Below are 16,361 nucleotides of genomic sequence, written 5' to 3'. Positions count from 1 at the left end.
CAGAGCTCGAGCGGACCGGGTGGCCCGACGGGTGGAGCAGAGGGATTGATCCCTCAGGTCTGTGGTGCGCTCACCAGGACGACTTGCGCACGCCGGGCAGCTCGCCGGCGTGGGCCATCTCCCGGAGGCAGATCCGGCACAGGCCGAACTTGCGGAACACCGCGTGGGGACGACCGCAGCGCTGGCAGCGTGTGTACGCGCGCACCGCGAACTTCGGCTTTGCGTTGGCCTTGTTGACGAGGGCCTTCTTGGCCATGGGTCACGCCTCCTTGAAGGGGAAGCCCAGGTGCTTCAGCAGCGCCCGACCCTCCTCGTTGTTCGTCGCGGTGGTCACCACGGTGATGTCCATGCCCCGAGGCCGGTCGATGGAGTCCACGTCGATCTCGTGGAACATCGACTGCTCGTTCAGGCCGAACGTGTAGTTGCCGTTGCCGTCGAACTGCGTGCCCGACAGGCCGCGGAAGTCCCTGATGCGCGGGAGCGCGATGCTCACCAGGCGGTCGAGGAACTCCCACATGCGGTCGCCGCGCAGCGTCACGCGGGCACCGATCGGCATGCCCTCGCGGAGCTTGAACTGGGCGATGGACTTGCGGGCCTTGCGGATCTCCGGCTTCTGGCCGGTGATGAGGGCGAGGTCGCGGACGGCCCCGTCGATGAGCTTGGCGTCGCGGGCGGCGTCACCGACACCCATGTTGACGACGACCTTGACGACCCCGGGGACCTGCATGACGTTGTCGTAGGTGAACTGCTCCTGGAGCCCGGCGCGGATCTCCTCGCGGTAGCGGACCTTGAGCCGGGGAAGGCTCGTGACCGTGGTGTCCGTGCTGGTCATCAGATGTCCTTCCCGTTCTTCTTCGAGACGCGCACGCGGCGCACCTTGCCGGCCTCGTCGGCCTCCTCGGTGCGGTACCCGACGCGGGTCGCCTTGCCGTCGGAGTCCACGACCATCACGTTCGACACGTGGACCGAGGCCTCCTGGGTGACGATGCCACCGGTCGACGCGCCACGCTGGGTGCTCGAGATCGGGGTGTGCTTCTTGATCCGGTTCACGCCCTCGACGAGCACGCGCTCGGTCTCGGGGTAGGCCTGGATCACCTTGCCCTTGGCGCCCTTGTCCTTGCCGGACACGACGATGACGGTGTCGCCCTTGTGGATCTTCATCACAGCACCTCCGGAGCCAGCGAGATGATCTTCATGAACCGCTTGTCCCGCAGCTCGCGACCCACCGGGCCGAAGATGCGGGTCCCGCGGGGCTCGTTGTCGGGCTTGATGAGGACGGCGGCGTTCTCGTCGAAGCGGATGTAGGAGCCGTCGGGACGGCGCCGCTCCTTGGAGGTGCGCACGATGACGGCCTTGACCACGTCACCCCGCTTCACCCCCGCTCCGGGGATGGCGTCCTTCACGGTCGCCACGATGATGTCGCCGATCCCGGCGTAGCGCCGGGACGAGCCACCGAGGACGCGGATGCACAAGATCTCCTTGGCACCCGTGTTGTCGGCGACTCGCAGTCGCGACTCCTGCTGGATCACGTCAACTCCTGACCTGCTTGGTGCGTGGCGGATTTCCGACCCGACACGCGGTCTGACAGTGCTGTCTCGTCTAGCTGCCCGACGGAGCGGACGCTCCTCCGCCGGGAGTGGTCACTTGGCCTTCTCGAGCACCGCGACGAGGCGCCAGCGCTTCGTCGCGGACAGGGGCCGAGTCTCCATCAGGCGCACGCGGTCGCCCACCCCGGCCTCGCTCAGCTCGTCGTGCGCCTTCACCTTGGAGGTGCGACGAATGATCTTGCTGTACATCGGGTGCTTCACGCGGTCCTCGAGCTCGACCACGATCGTCTTCTGCATCTTGTCCGACACCACGTAGCCGACGCGAACCTTGCGGTTGTTCCGCTCGGTCTCGGTGGCCGGGGTCTTCGCCGGGTTCTCCGTGCTGCTCGTGCTCACTGCCTTCTCCTCGCTCACGCCGCACCCTCGTCCGTCTCGGGGGCCACGGCCAGGCCGAGCTCGCGCTCGCGCATGACGGTGTAGATGCGGGCGATCTCGTGCTTGATGGTCCGCAGCCGACGGTTGTTGTCGAGCTGCCCGGTGGCCATCTGGAAGCGGAGGTTGAACAGCTCCTCCTTGGCCTCGCGGAGCTTGGTGACGAGCTCGTCGCCCGTCAGCTCGCGGAGCTCCGCGGCCTGCGTCGCGCCTGCCATCAGAACTGCACCTCCCTGGTCACGATCCGGCACTTCATGGGGAGCTTGTGCATCGCGCGGCGCAGGGCCTCGCGAGCGGTCTCCTCGTCGGGGTAGCTCATCTCGAACATCACGCGACCGGGCTTGACGTTCGCGACCCAGTACTCGACCGAACCCTTGCCGGAACCCATGCGGGTCTCGGCGGGCTTCTTGGTCAGCGGGCGGTCCGGGAAGATGGTGATCCAGACCTTGCCGCCGCGCTTGATGTGACGGTTGATTGCGATACGTGCCGACTCGATCTGCCGGTTGCTCACGTACGCCGGCTCCAGGGCCTGGATGCCGAACTCGCCGAAGGTCACCTGGTTGCCACCCTTGGAGGCACCCGAGCGACCGGGGTGGTGCTGCTTGCGGTGCTTCACCCTGCGGGGGATCAACATGTCCTCACGCCTCCGTGTTCTGGGCGGGAGCAGCGGCCTCGGCCGGGGCGGCCTCGACGGCGGGGGCCGTCGCCGACTCCGCCGCAGCGCGCCCGGCGTCCGTGCTCGTGGCGGTGGTGCCCGAGGAGCCCGAGCGTCGGGGACGCGTCGCACCGGTCGGACGCTCGCGACGGGCGCCGCGGGGGTCCGCCTCGACGGCCTCGTGCCGGCCGCCGACGATGTCACCCTTGTAGATCCAGACCTTCACGCCGATCCGACCGAAGGTGGTCTTGGCCTCGTACAGCCCGTAGTCGATGTCCGCCCGCAGCGTGTGCAGAGGCACACGACCCTCGCGGTAGAACTCCGAGCGCGACATCTCGGCGCCACCGAGACGACCGGAGCACTGCACGCGGATCCCCTTGACCTGTGGCTGCCGCATGGCCGACTGGATGGCCTTGCGCATCGCGCGACGGAACGCCACCCGGTTGGACAGCTGCTCGGCCACACCCTGGGCGACCAGCTGCGCCTCGGACTCGGCGTTCTTCACCTCGAGGATGTTCAGCTGCACCTGCTTGCCGGTGAGCTTCTCGAGCTCGGTGCGGATGCGGTCCGCCTCGGCGCCACGGCGACCGATCACGATGCCCGGACGCGCGGTGTGGATGTCGACCCGGACGCGGTCCCGGGTGCGCTCGATCTCGACCTTGGCGATGCCGGCGCGCTCCATGCCCGTGGCGAGGAGACGCCGGATGGCGACGTCCTCCTTCACGTACTCCGCGTACTGCTTGTCGGCGTACCAGCGGGACTTCCAGTCGGTGGTGATGCCCAGCCGGAAGCCGTGGGGGTTGATCTTCTGGCCCACTAGGAAGCACTTCCCTTCGCGCCGGCCCTGGAGGCCGAGCTCCTGCGGTTGCGGGCGGAGGCCGTGCCGACCTGCGGCCGCGACTCCACCTCGATCGTGATGTGGCTCGTGCGCTTGCGGATGCGGAACGCGCGACCCTGGGCCCGCGGCTGGAACCGCTTCAGAGTCGGTCCCTCGTCCACGAACGCGGTCGAGACCACCAGCGTGCTGGGGTCCAGACCGAGGTTGTTCTCGGCGTTGGCCACGGCGCTGGCGAGCACCTTGGCAACGGGCTCGCTCGCGGCCTGCGGCGCGAACTTCAGGATGGCCAGCGCCTCGGTGGCGGTCCGACCCTTGATCAGCTCCACCACGCGGCGCGCCTTCATCGGCGTGACGCTGACATAGCGAGCCCGCGCCACGGCATGCGGGAGCTCCGCGGTACCGCTTGCGACGTCTTGGGCGTCCATGTGCTGCTACCCCTTGCTTCGTCTGGTCTGGTGCACGGTCCCGGGCTGGACCCGGGTCGTGCTCGTGCTCGTGTCCTGCTTCGATGCGCGCCGTTCGGCGCACTGCGCGCAGTCCTCGCGGACCGCACCGTCGTGCTGCCTAGCGGCGACGCGCCTTGCGGTCGTCCTTGATGTGGCCGCGGAAGGTCCGCGTGGGGGCGAACTCCCCCAGCTTGTGGCCGACCATCGAGTCGGACACGAACACCGGCACGTGCTTGCGGCCGTCGTGCACCGCGAACGTGTGGCCGATGAAGTCCGGGATGATCGTCGAGCGGCGGGACCAGGTCTTGATGACCTGCTTGGTCCCCTTCTCGTTCTGGACGTCCACCTTCGCAAGGAGGTGGTCATCGACGAACGGGCCCTTCTTAAGGCTGCGTGGCATCCTTCACTCCCTCCTTGGTCAGCGCTTGTTCTTGCCGGTGCGGCGGCGCCGGACGATGAGCTTGTCGCTCGGCTTGGACTTGCGGGTGCGGCCCTCGGGCTGGCCCCACGGGCTGACCGGGTGGCGACCACCGGAGGTCTTGCCCTCTCCACCACCGTGCGGGTGGTCGACCGGGTTCATCACGACTCCACGGACGGTCGGGCGCCTGCCCTTCCACCGCATCCGGCCGGCCTTGCCCCAGTTGATGTTCGACTGCTCGGCGTTGCCGACCTCACCGATCGAGGCGCGGCAGCGGACGTCGACGTTGCGGATCTCGCCGGAGGGCATGCGCAGCTGCGCGTACGGCCCGTCCTTCGCGACCAGCTGGACCGAGGTCCCCGCGGACCGCGCGATCTTCGCTCCACCGCCGGGGCGGAGCTCGATGGCGTGGATCACGGTGCCGGTGGGGATGTTGCGCAGCGGCAGGTTGTTGCCGGGCTTGATGTCCGCCCGGGGACCGGCCTCGATTGCGTCGCCCTGCTTCAGCTTCGCCGGCGCGATGATGTACCGCTTCTCGCCGTCGGCGTAGTGCAGCAGCGCGATGCGCGAGGTGCGGTTGGGGTCGTACTCGATGTGCGCGACCTTGGCCGGCACGCCGTCCTTGTCCGCCCGACGGAAGTCGATGATGCGGTACGCGCGCTTGTGACCGCCACCCTTGTGCCGGGTGGTGATGCGGCCGTGGGCGTTGCGGCCACCGCGGCCGTGCAACGGACGGACCAGCGACTTCTCCGGCGTGGAGCGCGTGATCTCGGCGAAGTCGGCCACGCTGGCGCCACGACGACCGGGAGTGGTCGGCTTGTACTTGCGGATTGCCATGTCTACTCAGTCCTCAGCTTCTCTGCCCTGGATCCTCGTCGTCCCGGCGCCTCAGGCGGCCGGGCCTCCGAAGATCTCGATGGGCTTGCTGTCGGCGGACAGCGTCACGAGAGCCCGCTTCGTGTCCTTGCGCTTGCCGTAGCCGAACTTCGTCCGCTTGCGCTTGCCCTGTCGGTTCATGGTGTTCACGTTGGTCACCGTGACGCCGAAGACCTTCTCGACCGCGATCTTGATCTGGGTCTTGTTGGCCGTGGGCAGCACGATGAACGTGTACGTGTTCGAGTCGAGCAGCCCGTAGGACTTCTCGGAGATCACGGGTGCCAGTAGCACGTCGCGCGGGTCGTCGATCACTTGCTCTCCTCCTCGACCAGCTCGCTGGAGCGGGCCGACGCCGTGACGCTGCGACCGCGCTGCGGGCCTGCGACGTAGGTCGCCAGCGAACCGCTGGTGAAGACCACGTCGTCGCTGGCGAGCACGTCGTAGGTGTTCAGCTGGTCCGGGGCGATGGGGTGCACACCCGGCAGGTTGTTCAGGCTCTTCCAGCCCGCGACGTCATCGCGGTCCAGGACCACCAGGAAGCGGCGGCGGTCCGACAGCAGACCCAGGAAGGTGCGGGCCGACCGGGTGGACGGTGCACCGTCGGCCACCAGAGCGTCGACGACGTGGATCCGCGCCGAGCGCGCCCGGTCGGACAACGCACCACGCAAGGCGGCGACGATCATCTTCTTGGGCGTGCGCTGCGCGTAGCTGCGTGGCACGGGACCGTGCGAGACACCACCACCGGCGAACTGCGGGGACCGGGTCGAACCCTGGCGGGCGCGACCGGTGCCCTTCTGGCGGTAGGGCTTGCGCCCACCGCCGGACACCTCCGCACGTGTCTTGGTCTTGTGGGTGCCCTGGCGCGCTGCGGCCATCTGGGCGACGACCACCTGGTGCATCAGCGGCACGTTGGCCTGGACGTCGAACAGCTCGGCGGGAAGGTCCACCGTGCCGGCGGTGGTCCCGTCGGCCCTGCGGACGTCCAGCGTGAGCGAGGTGGCCGTGTCGGCCGCCTTCTCCGTGTCAACTGCCATCAGAGAGCACCACCCTTCGTGGCCGTCTTGACGAGCACCAGCCCGTACTTGTTGCCGGGGACCGCGCCCTTGATGAGCAGCAGGCCCGCCTCGGCGTCGACCCGGTGCACGGTGAGGTTCTGCGTGGTCACGCGCTCGTTGCCCATGCGGCCGGCCATCCGGACGCCCTTGAACACACGGCCGGGGGTGGACGCGCCACCGATGGAGCCGGGCGAGCGGTGCTTGCGCTTCACGCCGTGCCCGGCGCCGAGGCCGTGGAAGCCGTGGCGCTTCATGACGCCGGCGGTGCCCTTGCCCTTGCTCGTGCCCACGACGTCCACCAGCGCACCGTCGGCGAACACGTCCGCCGTCAGCTCCTGGCCGACCTCGTACCCCGAGACGTCCGCCATGCGGATCTCGACCACGTGCCGCCGCGGCGTGGAGCCCGAGGCGGCGAACTGGCCGGTGACCGGCTTGGTCACCCGACGCGGGTCCACCGCGCCGTAGGCCAGCTGCACCGCGGTGTAGCCGTCCTTCTCCACGGTCCGGATCTGCGTCACGACGCAGGGTCCGGCCTGGACCACGGTCACGGGCACGATCCGGTTGTTCTCGTCGAACACCTGGGTCATCCCGAGCTTGCTGCCCAGGATCCCGGTCATCTTGTTGTCAGCCATCGTTCCTGTCTCCGCCACACTCACTGGATGTTGACGTCGACGCTCGCCGGGAGGTCGATGCGCATGAGCGCGTCGACCGTCTTCGGCGTCGGGTCGAGGATGTCGATCAGCCGCTTGTGGGTGCGCATCTCGAAGTGCTCGCGCGAGTCCTTGTACTTGTGCGGCGAACGGATGACGCAGTACACGTTCTTCTCGGTGGGCAACGGCACCGGCCCGACCACGCGCGCCCCTGTGCGGGTCACGGTCTCCACGATCTTGCGCGCGGACGCGTCGATCGCCTCGTGGTCGTAGGCCTTGAGCCGAATGCGGATCTTTTGTCCCGCCATGGTGGCTTGCCGTTCCTGTCTCGCAGAAGCTGCGGTGATCGTCTGTGGTCTCGCTGGTGGGCCCTGCCCCGGTCCACGCGGTCGGGCGTGTCGCCTTCGCGCTCGCACCGCTCCCGCGGTGCCGATCGGGCAGGTGGGCTGGTGTCCACGACCTCTCGGCCGGTGATCCCGCCCCGCTGACCCACTCCGGCTCCGTCCACCGAGGTGGACGGCCGGCCGAGGGGGCCCGCTCAGCGGGGCGGTCGCTCGCCGTGTTCGTGCGCGACCGACCGCCCCGATGGGCAACCTGATCAGTCTGGCACAGGGCTCGGGCCAGACCAAATCACGGTGCTACTTGTTGATCTTGGTGACCCGTCCGGCACCGACGGTGCGTCCACCCTCGCGAATGGCGAAGCGCAGACCCTCGTCCATGGCGATCGGCTGGATCAGCGCGACCGTCATCTCGGTGTTGTCGCCGGGCATGACCATCTCGGTGCCCTCGGGCAGCGTGACGACGCCGGTGACGTCCGTGGTGCGGAAGTAGAACTGGGGGCGGTAGTTGTTGAAGAAGGGGGTGTGACGACCACCCTCCTCCTTCGACAGGATGTAGACGTTGCCCTCGAAGTCCGTGTGCGGCGTGGTCGTGCCGGGCTTGACCACGACCATGCCGCGCTCGACGTCCTCGCGCTTGATGCCGCGGACCAGCAGGCCCACGTTGTCACCCGCGCGACCCTGGTCGAGGAGCTTGCGGAACATCTCGACGCCGGTGACGGTCGTCTTCTGCGACTTCTCGCGGATGCCGACGAGCTCGACGTCCTCGTTCACGTTGACCACGCCACGCTCGACGCGACCGGTGACCACGGTGCCGCGGCCGGTGATGGTGAAGACGTCCTCGACGGGCATGAGGAAGGGCTTCTCCGTCTCGCGGACGGGCTCGGGGATGGACTCGTCCACCGCCGCCATGAGCTCCATGACCTTCTCGGCCCACTCGGGGTCGCCCTCGAGCGCCTTGAGGGCGGAGACGCGGACGATCGGGAGGTCGTCGCCGGGGAACTCGTAGTCCGACAGGAGCTCGCGCACCTCGAGCTCGACGAGCTCCAGGATCTCCTCGTCGTCGACCATGTCGGCCTTGTTCAGCGCCACGACGATGTAGGGGACGCCCACCTGGCGGGCCAGGAGCACGTGCTCCTTGGTCTGCGGCATGGGGCCGTCGGTGGCTGCCACCACAAGGATCGCGCCGTCCATCTGCGCCGCACCCGTGATCATGTTCTTGATGTAGTCGGCGTGCCCGGGGCAGTCGACGTGCGCGTAGTGGCGCTTCTCCGTCTGGTACTCGACGTGCGCGATGGAGATGGTGATGCCGCGCTGGCGCTCCTCGGGAGCCTTGTCGATCTGGTCGAAGGCCGAGGCCTCGTTGAGGTCGGGGTACTTGTCGTGCAGCACCTTGGTGATGGCAGCGGTCAGCGTCGTCTTACCGTGGTCGATGTGACCGATGGTGCCGATGTTGACGTGCGGCTTCGTCCTCTGGAACTTCGCCTTCGCCACTAGATGTCCTCCTGGACTGGTTGCGCTGCACGTTCCGCGCAGCAGTTCTGGTTGTCAGGTCTTGTCGTGGGTGTCGGAGCAGGTGCTCGTCGCCCGCTGGTCGTGCGCGCTGCCCGGGCTCGCCGGAGCGCTGCGTGGCCTGGACCCGGTGGGCCAGGCTACCGGGTCACTCGCCCGTCGCCTTCGCGATGATCTCCTTGGCGACGTTCTGCGGGACCTCCGCGTAGGAGTCGAACACCATGGAGTAGTTGGCCCGGCCCTGGGTGCGCGACCGAAGGTCGCCCACGTAGCCGAACATCTCCGACAGCGGCACGAGCGCCTTGACGACGCGGGCACCGCTGCGCTCCTCCATGGCCTGGATCTGGCCGCGGCGGGAGTTGAGGTCCCCGATCACGTCCCCCATGTAGTCCTCGGGGGTGATGACCTCGACGGACATCATCGGCTCGAGGATGACGGGCGACGCCATGCGGGCCGCCTCCTTCATCGCCATGGAGCCGGCGACCTTGAAGGCCATCTCGGAGGAGTCGACCTCGTGGTAGCCGCCGTCGAGCAGGGTCAGTCGGAGGTTGACCAGCGGGTAGCCGGCCAGCACGCCGTACTGCATCGCGTCCTGGGCACCGGCGTCGACGGAGGGGATGTACTCCCGCGGCACGCGGCCACCGGTCACGGCGTTGACGAACTCGTACATCGCGCCGTCCTCGCCGTGCCACGGCTCCAGCTTGATGAGGACCTTCGCGAACTGCCCGGAGCCGCCGGTCTGCTTCTTGTGGGTGTACGAGTACTTGTCGACCGTCTTGCGGATGGTCTCGCGGTACGCGACCTGGGGCTTGCCCACGTTGGCCTCGACCTTGAACTCACGGCGCATGCGGTCGACGAGGATGTCGAGGTGGAGCTCGCCCATCCCGGCGATGACCGTCTGACCCGTCTCCTCGTCGAGGTTCACCCGGAACGTCGGGTCCTCCTCGGCCAGCTTCTGGATGGCCGTGCCCAGCTTCTCCTGGTCGCTCTTGGTCTTCGGCTCGATCGCCACCGAGATGACCGGCTCCGGGAACGTCATCGACTCGAGCACGATCTGGTGCTGCGGGTCGCACAGGGTGTCACCGGTGGTGGTGTCCTTCAGCCCGATGACCGCGTAGATGTGACCGGCCGAGGCCGTGTCCACCGGGTTCTCCTTGTTGGAGTGCATCTGGAACAGCTTGCCGATGCGCTCCTTCTTGCCCTTGGTGGAGTTGATCACCTGGGAGCCGGAGTCGAGCTTGCCCGAGTAGACGCGGACGTAGGTCAGCTTGCCGAAGAACGGGTGCGTCGCGACCTTGAACGCCAGCGCCGCGAAGGGCTCCGTCGTGCTCGGCTTGCGGGTGATGAGCTCCTCCTCGTTGCCGACGACGTGGCCGGTGGTGGCCTCGACGTCCAGCGGGGAGGGCAGGTAGTCCACGACCGCGTCGAGCATGGGCTGCACGCCCTTGTTCTTGAACGCGGAGCCGCAGAGCACCGGGTAGATCTCGCTCGCCACGGTCATCGCCCGGATGGCCTTCTTGACCTCCTCGACGGTCAGTCCCTCGCCGCCGAAGTGCTTCTCCAGCAGGGTCTCGTCGGACTCCGCCACCGTCTCGAGCATCTTCTCGCGCCACTCGGCCGCGAGCTCGACCATGTCGGCCGGGATCTCCTGGATGTCGTACTTCTCGCCGAGCTTGGTCTCGCCGCTCCACACCAGCGCGCGGTTCTCGACCAGGTCGATCAGGCCCTCGAAGCCGTCCTCGGCCCCGATGGGGAGCTGGATGACCAAGGGCTTCGCGCCGAGCCGCTCGATGATGGTGCGCACCGTGTAGTAGAAGTCCGCACCGAGCTTGTCCATCTTGTTGACGAAGCAGATGCGCGGGACGTCGTACTTGTCCGCCTGACGCCAGACCTGCTCCGACTGGGGCTCGACGCCCTCCTTGCCGTCGAAGACCGCGACGGCGCCGTCGAGGACGCGCAGGGAGCGCTCGACCTCGACGGTGAAGTCCACGTGGCCGGGGGTGTCGATGATGTTGATCTGGTTGCCGTCCCAGAAGCAGGTGGTGGCGGCGGAGGTGATGGTGATGCCCCGCTCCTGCTCCTGCTCCATCCAGTCCATGGTCGCGGCGCCGTCGTGCACCTCACCGATCTTGTAGCTGATCCCGGTGTAGAAGAGGATCCGCTCGGTGGTGGTGGTCTTGCCGGCGTCGATGTGCGCCATGATGCCGATGTTGCGGACCTTGTTGAGGTCGGTCAGCACGTCCTGTGCCACGAGTGTTCGCTCCCGATCGGGTGTCTCGGAGGTGGACCCGCCTTGCGGCGCACCCCCGGTGTTCGACGGGGGCAGGTGGTCCTGGGAAGGGCTGCGGTGCTGGTGCGCCGCCACGCTGCCGGGCTCTCGCCCGGCAGCGCCGGGTCACCAGCGGTAGTGCGCGAAGGCCTTGTTCGACTCGGCCATCTTGTGCGTGTCCTCGCGGCGCTTGACGCTCGCACCGAGTCCGTTGCTCGCGTCGAGCAGCTCGTTCGCGAGGCGGTCGACCATCGTCTTCTCGCGGCGACCGCGGGAGAACGACACCAGCCAGCGCAGCGCGAGGGTGGTGGAGCGGCCCGGGCGGACCTCGATGGGGACCTGGTAGGTCGCACCACCGACGCGACGGCTGCGGACCTCGAGGGCGGGCTTGACGTTGTCGAGCGCCCGCTTGAGGGTCACGACCGGGTCGGTACCCGTCTTCTCGCGGCAACCCTCGAGGGCGCCGTAGACGATCGACTCCGCGATCGACTTCTTGCCGTCGAGCAGGATCTTGTTGACCAGCTGGGTAACGAGCGGCGATCCGTAGACCGGGTCGTTGACCAGCGGGCGCTTGGGTGCTGGGCCCTTGCGCGGCATCAGCTCTTCTCCTTCTTCGCGCCGTACTTGCTGCGAGCCTGCTTGCGGCCCTTCACGCCCTGCGTGTCGAGGGAACCGCGGATGATCTTGTAACGGACACCGGGCAGGTCCTTCACGCGACCACCCCGAACCAGGACCATGGAGTGCTCCTGGAGGTTGTGACCCTCACCAGGGATGTACGCCGTGACCTCGATCTGGCTGGTCAACCGCACGCGGGCGACCTTGCGCAGCGCCGAGTTCGGCTTCTTGGGGGTCGTGGTGTACACGCGGGTGCACACGCCACGCCGCTGGGGACTCCCCTTCAGGGCCGCCGTCTTGAGCTTGGCGACCTTGTCCTGGCGACCCTTGCGGACCAGCTGCTGGATGGTGGGCATAGACCGGCTTTCCTCAAATCTGGGTGATCACGCTTGACGGACCGAGCTCTGATCAAAACTTTCCGAGCACCTGCGCGCCCCTACCCGCGGTCGGGCGTGTCGGGGGCCCTGCGACGCAACCGGCCCGTTGGGCCCTGCTGCCGTGCTGCAGGCACGCGGATCGTCCCGACCAGGTCGGGCACGATCGACGACGATACCTGCCGGCGCGCCTGCTGGTCAAAGCAGGCACCCCGTGGTCGCGCGAGCGCGGTGGAACGGCACGCACGGTGGGTCCCCGTCCGGGGACGGGGACCCACCGTGCACGACGATCAGCGGTAGTCGCCGCCGAAGCCGTAGTCGTCCAGGGGCACGGCCGCACCGCTGGCCGCACCGAAGACGTCGGGCGAGTAGAACCCGTCGTCGTAGGCCGGCACGGCGTAGGCCGCGGCCCGGGCCTCCTCGGTCGGCTGCACCTGGATGTTCCGGTACCGGTTGATGCCGGTGCCGGCCGGGATGAGCTTGCCGATGATGACGTTCTCCTTGAGACCCACCAGCTTGTCGCTCTTGCCGTTGATCGCGGCGTCGGTGAGCACCCGGGTGGTCTCCTGGAAGGACGCGGCCGACAGCCACGACTCGGTGGCCAGGGAGGCCTTGGTGATGCCCATCAGCACCGGACGGCCGGCGGCGGGCTCGTTGCCCTCCGCCACCACTCGCCGGTTGGCCGCCTCGAACTCGCTGCGCTCGGTGAGCGAGCCCGGCAGGAACTCGGTCGCCCCGGAGTCGATGATCGTCACGCGACGCAGCATCTGCCGCACGATGACCTCGATGTGCTTGTCGTGGATCGACACGCCCTGGCTCCGGTACACCTTCTGGACCTCGTCGACGAGGTGCATCTGCACCTCGCGCGGACCCATCACGCGCAGCACCTCGTGCGGGTCGGAGGCCCCCTCGAGCAGCTGGTCGCCCACCTGCACGTGGTCACCGTCGGCCAGCACGCGCTCCGTGCCGTCGACCGCGATGGTCTTCAGGCGCGAGCGCTTGGACAGCTTCTCGTACACGACCTCCTCGCCCCCGTCGTCCGGGGTGATGGTGATCTTGTAGAAGCGGTCGGTGTCCTCGAGCCGGATCCGGCCGGAGACGTCGGCGATCGGCGTCTTGCCCTTGGGGACCCGGGCCTCGAACAGCTCCTGCACGCGGGGCAGGCCGCCGGTGATGTCGCCACCACCGATGCCACCCGTGTGGAAGGTGCGCATGGTCAGCTGCGTGCCGGGCTCGCCGATGGACTGCGCCGCGACGATGCCCACCGCCTCGCCCACGTCCACGAGCTTGCCGGTGGCCATCGAGCGGCCGTAGCAGGTCGCGCAGATGCCGGTGGCCGACTCGCAGGTGAGGACCGAGCGGACCCGGGCCTCGGTGACGCCCCCGGCGAGCAGCGCCTCCAGGGCGGGGTCGCCCAGGTCGGCACCACGCGGGACCACGACGTGACCGTCCTGGGCCACCGCGTCGGAGGCCAGCGTGCGGGCGTACGTGCTGGTCTCGACGTGGGCGTCGCGGACGAGCGTCCCGTCGGCCAGCTTCTCCGCGATGGTCATCACGATGCCGCGCTCGGTGCCGCAGTCGGTCTCGCGGACGATGACGTCCTGGGACACGTCCACCAGACGCCGGGTGAGGTACCCCGAGTCGGCGGTCCGCAGCGCGGTGTCGGCGAGACCCTTGCGGGCACCGTGCGTGGAGATGAAGTACTCCAGCACGGACAGGCCCTCGCGGAAGTTCGCCTTGATGGGCCGGACGATGTTCTCGCCCTTGGTGTTGGCCACCATCCCGCGCATGCCGGCCAGCTGGACGACCTGCTGCATGTTCCCGGCCGCACCCGACTTCACGATCATCGGGATGGGGTTGTCCGGCGGGAAGTTCGCCTCCATGGCGGCGGCGACCTCCTCCTTGGCGGCGGTCCAGATCTTCTCGAGGTCGCTCTGCCGCTCGGCGGAGGCGATGGCCCCCCGCTGGAACTTCTTCTCGATCGCGTCGGCCTGGGCCTCGTAGCCGTCGAGGATCTGCTGCTTGTTCGGCGGCACGATGACGTCGGAGATGGCGATGGTGACGCCCGAGCGGGTGGCCCAGTAGAAGCCGGCGTCCTTGAGCTTGTCGAGCGTCTGGGCGACGACGACCATCGGGTACCGCTCGGCCAGGTCGTTGACGATCGCGGCCTGGCGCTTCTTGGGCATCTCCTCGTTCACGAAGGGGTAGTCCAGGGGCAGGAGCTGGTTGAACATCACCCGACCCAGGGACGTCTCCGCGAGCCACGGGGTGCCCGGGGTCCAGCCGGCCTCGATCAGCTCTGTCTCCTGCCCGCGCGCGGGGCGCAGGTCGGAGACCCTGATCTTGACCTTGGCCTGGACCGAGAGCACACCGAGGTCCATCGCCATGATCGCCTCGGACGGCGTGGAGTACGCGCCACCCTCGCCCTTGGCGCCCTCCACCTCACGGGTGAGGTGGAACAGCCCGGTCACCATGTCCAGCCTCGGCATGGCCAGCGGACGGCCCGAGGCCGGGCTCAGGATGTTGTTCGAGGACAGCATGAGGATGCGGGCCTCGGCCTGCGCCTCGGCGCTCAGCGGCAGGTGGACCGCCATCTGGTCGCCGTCGAAGTCGGCGTTGAAGGCCTCGCACACCAGCGGGTGCAGCTGGATGGCCTTGCCCTCGACCAGCTGGGGCTCGAAGGCCTGGATGCCCAGGCGGTGCAGGGTCGGCGCACGGTTGAGCAGCACCGGGTGCTCGGAGATGACCTCCTCGAGCACGTCCCACACCTGTGCACGCTGGCGCTCGACCATGCGCTTGGCGCTCTTGATGTTCTGCGCGTGGTTGAGGTCCACCAGCCGCTTCATCACGAAGGGCTTGAACAGCTCGAGCGCCATGAGCTTGGGCAGCCCGCACTGGTGCAGCTTCAGCTGGGGGCCGACGACGATGACCGAGCGGCCGGAGTAGTCGACGCGCTTGCCCAGCAGGTTCTGGCGGAACCGTCCCTGCTTGCCCTTGAGCAGGTCGCTCAGGGACTTCAGGGGCCGGTTGCCCGGACCCGTGACGGGGCGGCCACGACGGCCGTTGTCGAACAGGGCGTCCACGGACTCCTGCAGCATCCGCTTCTCGTTGTTGACGATGATCTCGGGCGCGCCGAGGTCGATCAGTCGCTTGAGGCGGTTGTTGCGGTTGATGACCCGGCGGTACAGGTCGTTCAGGTCGGAGGTCGCGAAGCGGCCACCGTCCAGCTGCACCATCGGACGCAGGTCCGGCGGGATGACCGGGACGCAGTCCAGCACCATGCCCTGCGGGTTGTTGCGGGTGGCCTGGAACGCTGCGACGACCTTGAGCCGCTTGAGCGCACGGAGCTTCTTCTGCCCCTTGCCGCTGCGGATGGTCTCGCGGAGCAGCTCGGCCTCGGCGTCGATGTCGAAGCTCGCCATCAGCTTCTGGATCGACTCCGCACCCATCGCGGACTCGAAGTACTCGCCGTAGCGGTCCACGAGCTCGCGGTGCAGCAGCTCGTCGACGACGAGCTGCTTGGGGGCGAGCTTGGTGAAGGTGGACCAGATCTCGTCCAGTCGCTCGAGCTCGCGGCCCGCGCGGTCGCGGAGCTGACGCATCTCGCGCTCGCCACCGTCCTTGACCTTGCGGCGGACGTCGCTCTTGGCACCCTCGGCCTCGAGCTCGGCGACGTCGGCCTCGAGCTTCTGGGCCCGGGCCTCCAGGTCGGCGTCGCGCTGGTCGGCCACGCGCTTGCGCTCCACCGTCATCTCGGCCTCGAGCGTCGAGAGCTCGTTGTGGCGCAGCTCGGTGTCGACACCGACGATGACGTAGGCCGCGAAGTAGATGATCTTCTCGAGGTCCTTGGGCGCCAGGTCCAGGAGGTAGCCCAGCCGCGACGGGACGCCCTTGAAGTACCAGATGTGGGTCACCGGGGCGGCGAGCTCGATGTGGCCCATCCGCTCACGGCGGACCTTGGCCCGGGTCACCTCGACGCCGCAGCGCTCGCAGATGATGCCCTTGAAGCGCACGCGCTTGTACTTGCCGCAGTAGCACTCCCAGTCCCGGGTGGGACCGAAGATCTTCTCGCAGAACAAGCCGTCCTTCTCGGGCTTGAGCGTGCGGTAGTTGATGGTCTCAGGCTTCTTGACCTCGCCGTAGGACCACTGGCGGATGTGCTCCGCCGTGGCAAGACCGATGCGGAGCTCATCGAAGAAGTTGACGTCGAGCACGTCGCTTCCTTTCCCCCGTGGGGGTTGTGGCGCCCGCACGTCTACGTGTGCGGTGCGGGCAGCCGGAGGGGTGGGGCCGGCGCTGACCCGGGGCAGCCGTGTGCGGCTGCCCCGGGTGGGCG

General features: G+C 68.3%; 20 protein-coding genes. All 20 read right to left on the bottom strand.

The window, feature by feature from the left end; translation table 11 throughout:
• Positions 1-70: 70 nt before the first annotated feature.
• The 20 genes from RHODO2019_RS02320 to RHODO2019_RS02225 all read right to left on the bottom strand — a co-directional run bounded on the left by RHODO2019_RS02320 (position 71) and on the right by RHODO2019_RS02225 (position 16,239).
• Positions 71-256 carry a type Z 30S ribosomal protein S14 gene (locus RHODO2019_RS02320; RefSeq protein WP_265383441.1) on the bottom strand — a complete coding sequence of 62 codons (186 nt, stop codon included), beginning with the start codon at positions 254-256 and terminating at the stop codon, positions 71-73.
• Positions 257-259: 3 nt separating this feature from the next.
• Positions 260-832: a 50S ribosomal protein L5 gene (rplE, locus tag RHODO2019_RS02315; RefSeq protein ID WP_265383440.1), complete on the bottom strand. Its 573-nt coding sequence runs from the start codon at positions 830-832 to the stop codon at positions 260-262.
• Positions 832-1,161: a 50S ribosomal protein L24 gene (rplX, locus tag RHODO2019_RS02310; RefSeq protein WP_265383439.1), complete on the bottom strand. Its 330-nt coding sequence runs from the start codon at positions 1,159-1,161 to the stop codon at positions 832-834. The genes rplE and rplX overlap by 1 nt, the downstream gene beginning before the upstream one ends.
• Positions 1,161-1,529 carry a 50S ribosomal protein L14 gene (gene rplN, locus RHODO2019_RS02305; RefSeq protein WP_265383438.1) on the bottom strand — a complete coding sequence of 123 codons (369 nt, stop codon included), beginning with the start codon at positions 1,527-1,529 and terminating at the stop codon, positions 1,161-1,163. Before rplN ends, rplX begins: the two co-directional genes overlap by 1 nt.
• Before the next feature lie 111 nt (positions 1,530-1,640).
• Positions 1,641-1,961 carry a 30S ribosomal protein S17 gene (rpsQ, locus tag RHODO2019_RS02300; protein ID WP_265383437.1) on the bottom strand — a complete coding sequence of 107 codons (321 nt, stop codon included), beginning with the start codon at positions 1,959-1,961 and terminating at the stop codon, positions 1,641-1,643.
• Positions 1,958-2,197, bottom strand: coding sequence for a 50S ribosomal protein L29 (rpmC, locus tag RHODO2019_RS02295; RefSeq protein WP_265383436.1), 240 nt, complete (start codon positions 2,195-2,197; stop codon positions 1,958-1,960). Before rpmC ends, rpsQ begins: the two co-directional genes overlap by 4 nt.
• Positions 2,197-2,613, bottom strand: coding sequence for a 50S ribosomal protein L16 (gene rplP, locus RHODO2019_RS02290; RefSeq protein WP_265383435.1), 417 nt, complete (start codon positions 2,611-2,613; stop codon positions 2,197-2,199). The genes rpmC and rplP overlap by 1 nt, the downstream gene beginning before the upstream one ends.
• A gap of 4 nt (positions 2,614-2,617) precedes the next feature.
• Positions 2,618-3,451: a 30S ribosomal protein S3 gene (gene rpsC / locus RHODO2019_RS02285; RefSeq protein ID WP_265383434.1), complete on the bottom strand. Its 834-nt coding sequence runs from the start codon at positions 3,449-3,451 to the stop codon at positions 2,618-2,620.
• Positions 3,451-3,897, bottom strand: a complete 447-nt coding sequence (rplV, locus tag RHODO2019_RS02280) for a 50S ribosomal protein L22 (protein WP_265383433.1) — start codon at positions 3,895-3,897, stop codon at positions 3,451-3,453. Before rplV ends, rpsC begins: the two co-directional genes overlap by 1 nt.
• A gap of 139 nt (positions 3,898-4,036) precedes the next feature.
• Positions 4,037-4,318, bottom strand: coding sequence for a 30S ribosomal protein S19 (gene rpsS, locus RHODO2019_RS02275; protein WP_265383432.1), 282 nt, complete (start codon positions 4,316-4,318; stop codon positions 4,037-4,039).
• 18 nt (positions 4,319-4,336) lie between these two features.
• Entirely contained in the window at positions 4,337-5,173 is an 837-nt protein-coding gene (rplB, locus tag RHODO2019_RS02270; protein ID WP_265383431.1) for a 50S ribosomal protein L2, read from the bottom strand.
• Positions 5,174-5,224: 51 nt separating this feature from the next.
• Entirely contained in the window at positions 5,225-5,524 is a 300-nt protein-coding gene (rplW, locus tag RHODO2019_RS02265) for a 50S ribosomal protein L23 (protein ID WP_265383430.1), read from the bottom strand.
• Positions 5,521-6,246, bottom strand: a complete 726-nt coding sequence (gene rplD / locus RHODO2019_RS02260) for a 50S ribosomal protein L4 (RefSeq protein WP_265383429.1) — start codon at positions 6,244-6,246, stop codon at positions 5,521-5,523. The genes rplW and rplD overlap by 4 nt, the downstream gene beginning before the upstream one ends.
• Entirely contained in the window at positions 6,246-6,899 is a 654-nt protein-coding gene (rplC, locus tag RHODO2019_RS02255) for a 50S ribosomal protein L3 (RefSeq protein WP_265383428.1), read from the bottom strand. The genes rplD and rplC overlap by 1 nt, the downstream gene beginning before the upstream one ends.
• Positions 6,900-6,919: 20 nt before the next feature.
• Positions 6,920-7,225, bottom strand: a complete 306-nt coding sequence (gene rpsJ, locus RHODO2019_RS02250; protein ID WP_003938093.1) for a 30S ribosomal protein S10 — start codon at positions 7,223-7,225, stop codon at positions 6,920-6,922.
• A 330-nt stretch (positions 7,226-7,555) separates the two neighbouring features.
• Positions 7,556-8,749 carry an elongation factor Tu gene (gene tuf, locus RHODO2019_RS02245; protein WP_265383427.1) on the bottom strand — a complete coding sequence of 398 codons (1,194 nt, stop codon included), beginning with the start codon at positions 8,747-8,749 and terminating at the stop codon, positions 7,556-7,558.
• 166 nt (positions 8,750-8,915) lie between these two features.
• Complete coding sequence (fusA, locus tag RHODO2019_RS02240) at positions 8,916-11,018, bottom strand: elongation factor G (RefSeq protein ID WP_265383426.1); 2,103 nt, start codon at positions 11,016-11,018, stop codon at positions 8,916-8,918.
• A 144-nt stretch (positions 11,019-11,162) separates the two neighbouring features.
• Positions 11,163-11,633 (bottom strand): 30S ribosomal protein S7, encoded by a 471-nt coding sequence (rpsG, locus tag RHODO2019_RS02235; protein WP_265383425.1) that lies wholly within the window; start codon positions 11,631-11,633, stop codon positions 11,163-11,165.
• Positions 11,633-12,007: a 30S ribosomal protein S12 gene (gene rpsL, locus RHODO2019_RS02230; RefSeq protein ID WP_265383424.1), complete on the bottom strand. Its 375-nt coding sequence runs from the start codon at positions 12,005-12,007 to the stop codon at positions 11,633-11,635. The genes rpsG and rpsL overlap by 1 nt, the downstream gene beginning before the upstream one ends.
• 308 nt (positions 12,008-12,315) lie before the next feature.
• Complete coding sequence (locus tag RHODO2019_RS02225) at positions 12,316-16,239, bottom strand: DNA-directed RNA polymerase subunit beta' (RefSeq protein ID WP_265383423.1); 3,924 nt, start codon at positions 16,237-16,239, stop codon at positions 12,316-12,318.
• Positions 16,240-16,361: the final 122 nt, after the last annotated feature.

The sequence above is a fragment of the Rhodococcus antarcticus genome (assembly GCF_026153295.1).
Classification (GTDB): domain Bacteria; phylum Actinomycetota; class Actinomycetes; order Mycobacteriales; family Mycobacteriaceae; genus Rhodococcus_D; species Rhodococcus_D antarcticus.
Note: the sequence above shows the minus strand (reverse complement) of the source record. Positions and strands in the feature narration are given on the sequence as shown.

Excerpts from the sequence above, each read along its gene's own strand:
- RHODO2019_RS02320 (WP_265383441.1), bottom strand. The coding sequence starts at position 256 with ATGGCCAAGAAGGCCCTCGTCAACAAGGCCAACGCAAAGCCGAAGTTC.
- rplE (WP_265383440.1), bottom strand. The coding sequence starts at position 832 with ATGACCAGCACGGACACCACGGTCACGAGCCTTCCCCGGCTCAAGGTC.
- rplX (WP_265383439.1), bottom strand. The coding sequence starts at position 1,161 with ATGAAGATCCACAAGGGCGACACCGTCATCGTCGTGTCCGGCAAGGAC.
- rpmC (WP_265383436.1), bottom strand. The coding sequence starts at position 2,197 with ATGGCAGGCGCGACGCAGGCCGCGGAGCTCCGCGAGCTGACGGGCGAC.
- rplP (WP_265383435.1), bottom strand. The coding sequence starts at position 2,613 with ATGTTGATCCCCCGCAGGGTGAAGCACCGCAAGCAGCACCACCCCGGT.
- rplV (WP_265383433.1), bottom strand. The coding sequence starts at position 3,897 with ATGGACGCCCAAGACGTCGCAAGCGGTACCGCGGAGCTCCCGCATGCC.
- rpsS (WP_265383432.1), bottom strand. The coding sequence starts at position 4,318 with ATGCCACGCAGCCTTAAGAAGGGCCCGTTCGTCGATGACCACCTCCTT.
- rplB (WP_265383431.1), bottom strand. The coding sequence starts at position 5,173 with ATGGCAATCCGCAAGTACAAGCCGACCACTCCCGGTCGTCGTGGCGCC.
- rplD (WP_265383429.1), bottom strand. The coding sequence starts at position 6,246 with ATGGCAGTTGACACGGAGAAGGCGGCCGACACGGCCACCTCGCTCACG.
- rplC (WP_265383428.1), bottom strand. The coding sequence starts at position 6,899 with ATGGCTGACAACAAGATGACCGGGATCCTGGGCAGCAAGCTCGGGATG.
- rpsJ (WP_003938093.1), bottom strand. The coding sequence starts at position 7,225 with ATGGCGGGACAAAAGATCCGCATTCGGCTCAAGGCCTACGACCACGAG.
- rpsG (WP_265383425.1), bottom strand. The coding sequence starts at position 11,633 with ATGCCGCGCAAGGGCCCAGCACCCAAGCGCCCGCTGGTCAACGACCCG.
- rpsL (WP_265383424.1), bottom strand. The coding sequence starts at position 12,007 with ATGCCCACCATCCAGCAGCTGGTCCGCAAGGGTCGCCAGGACAAGGTC.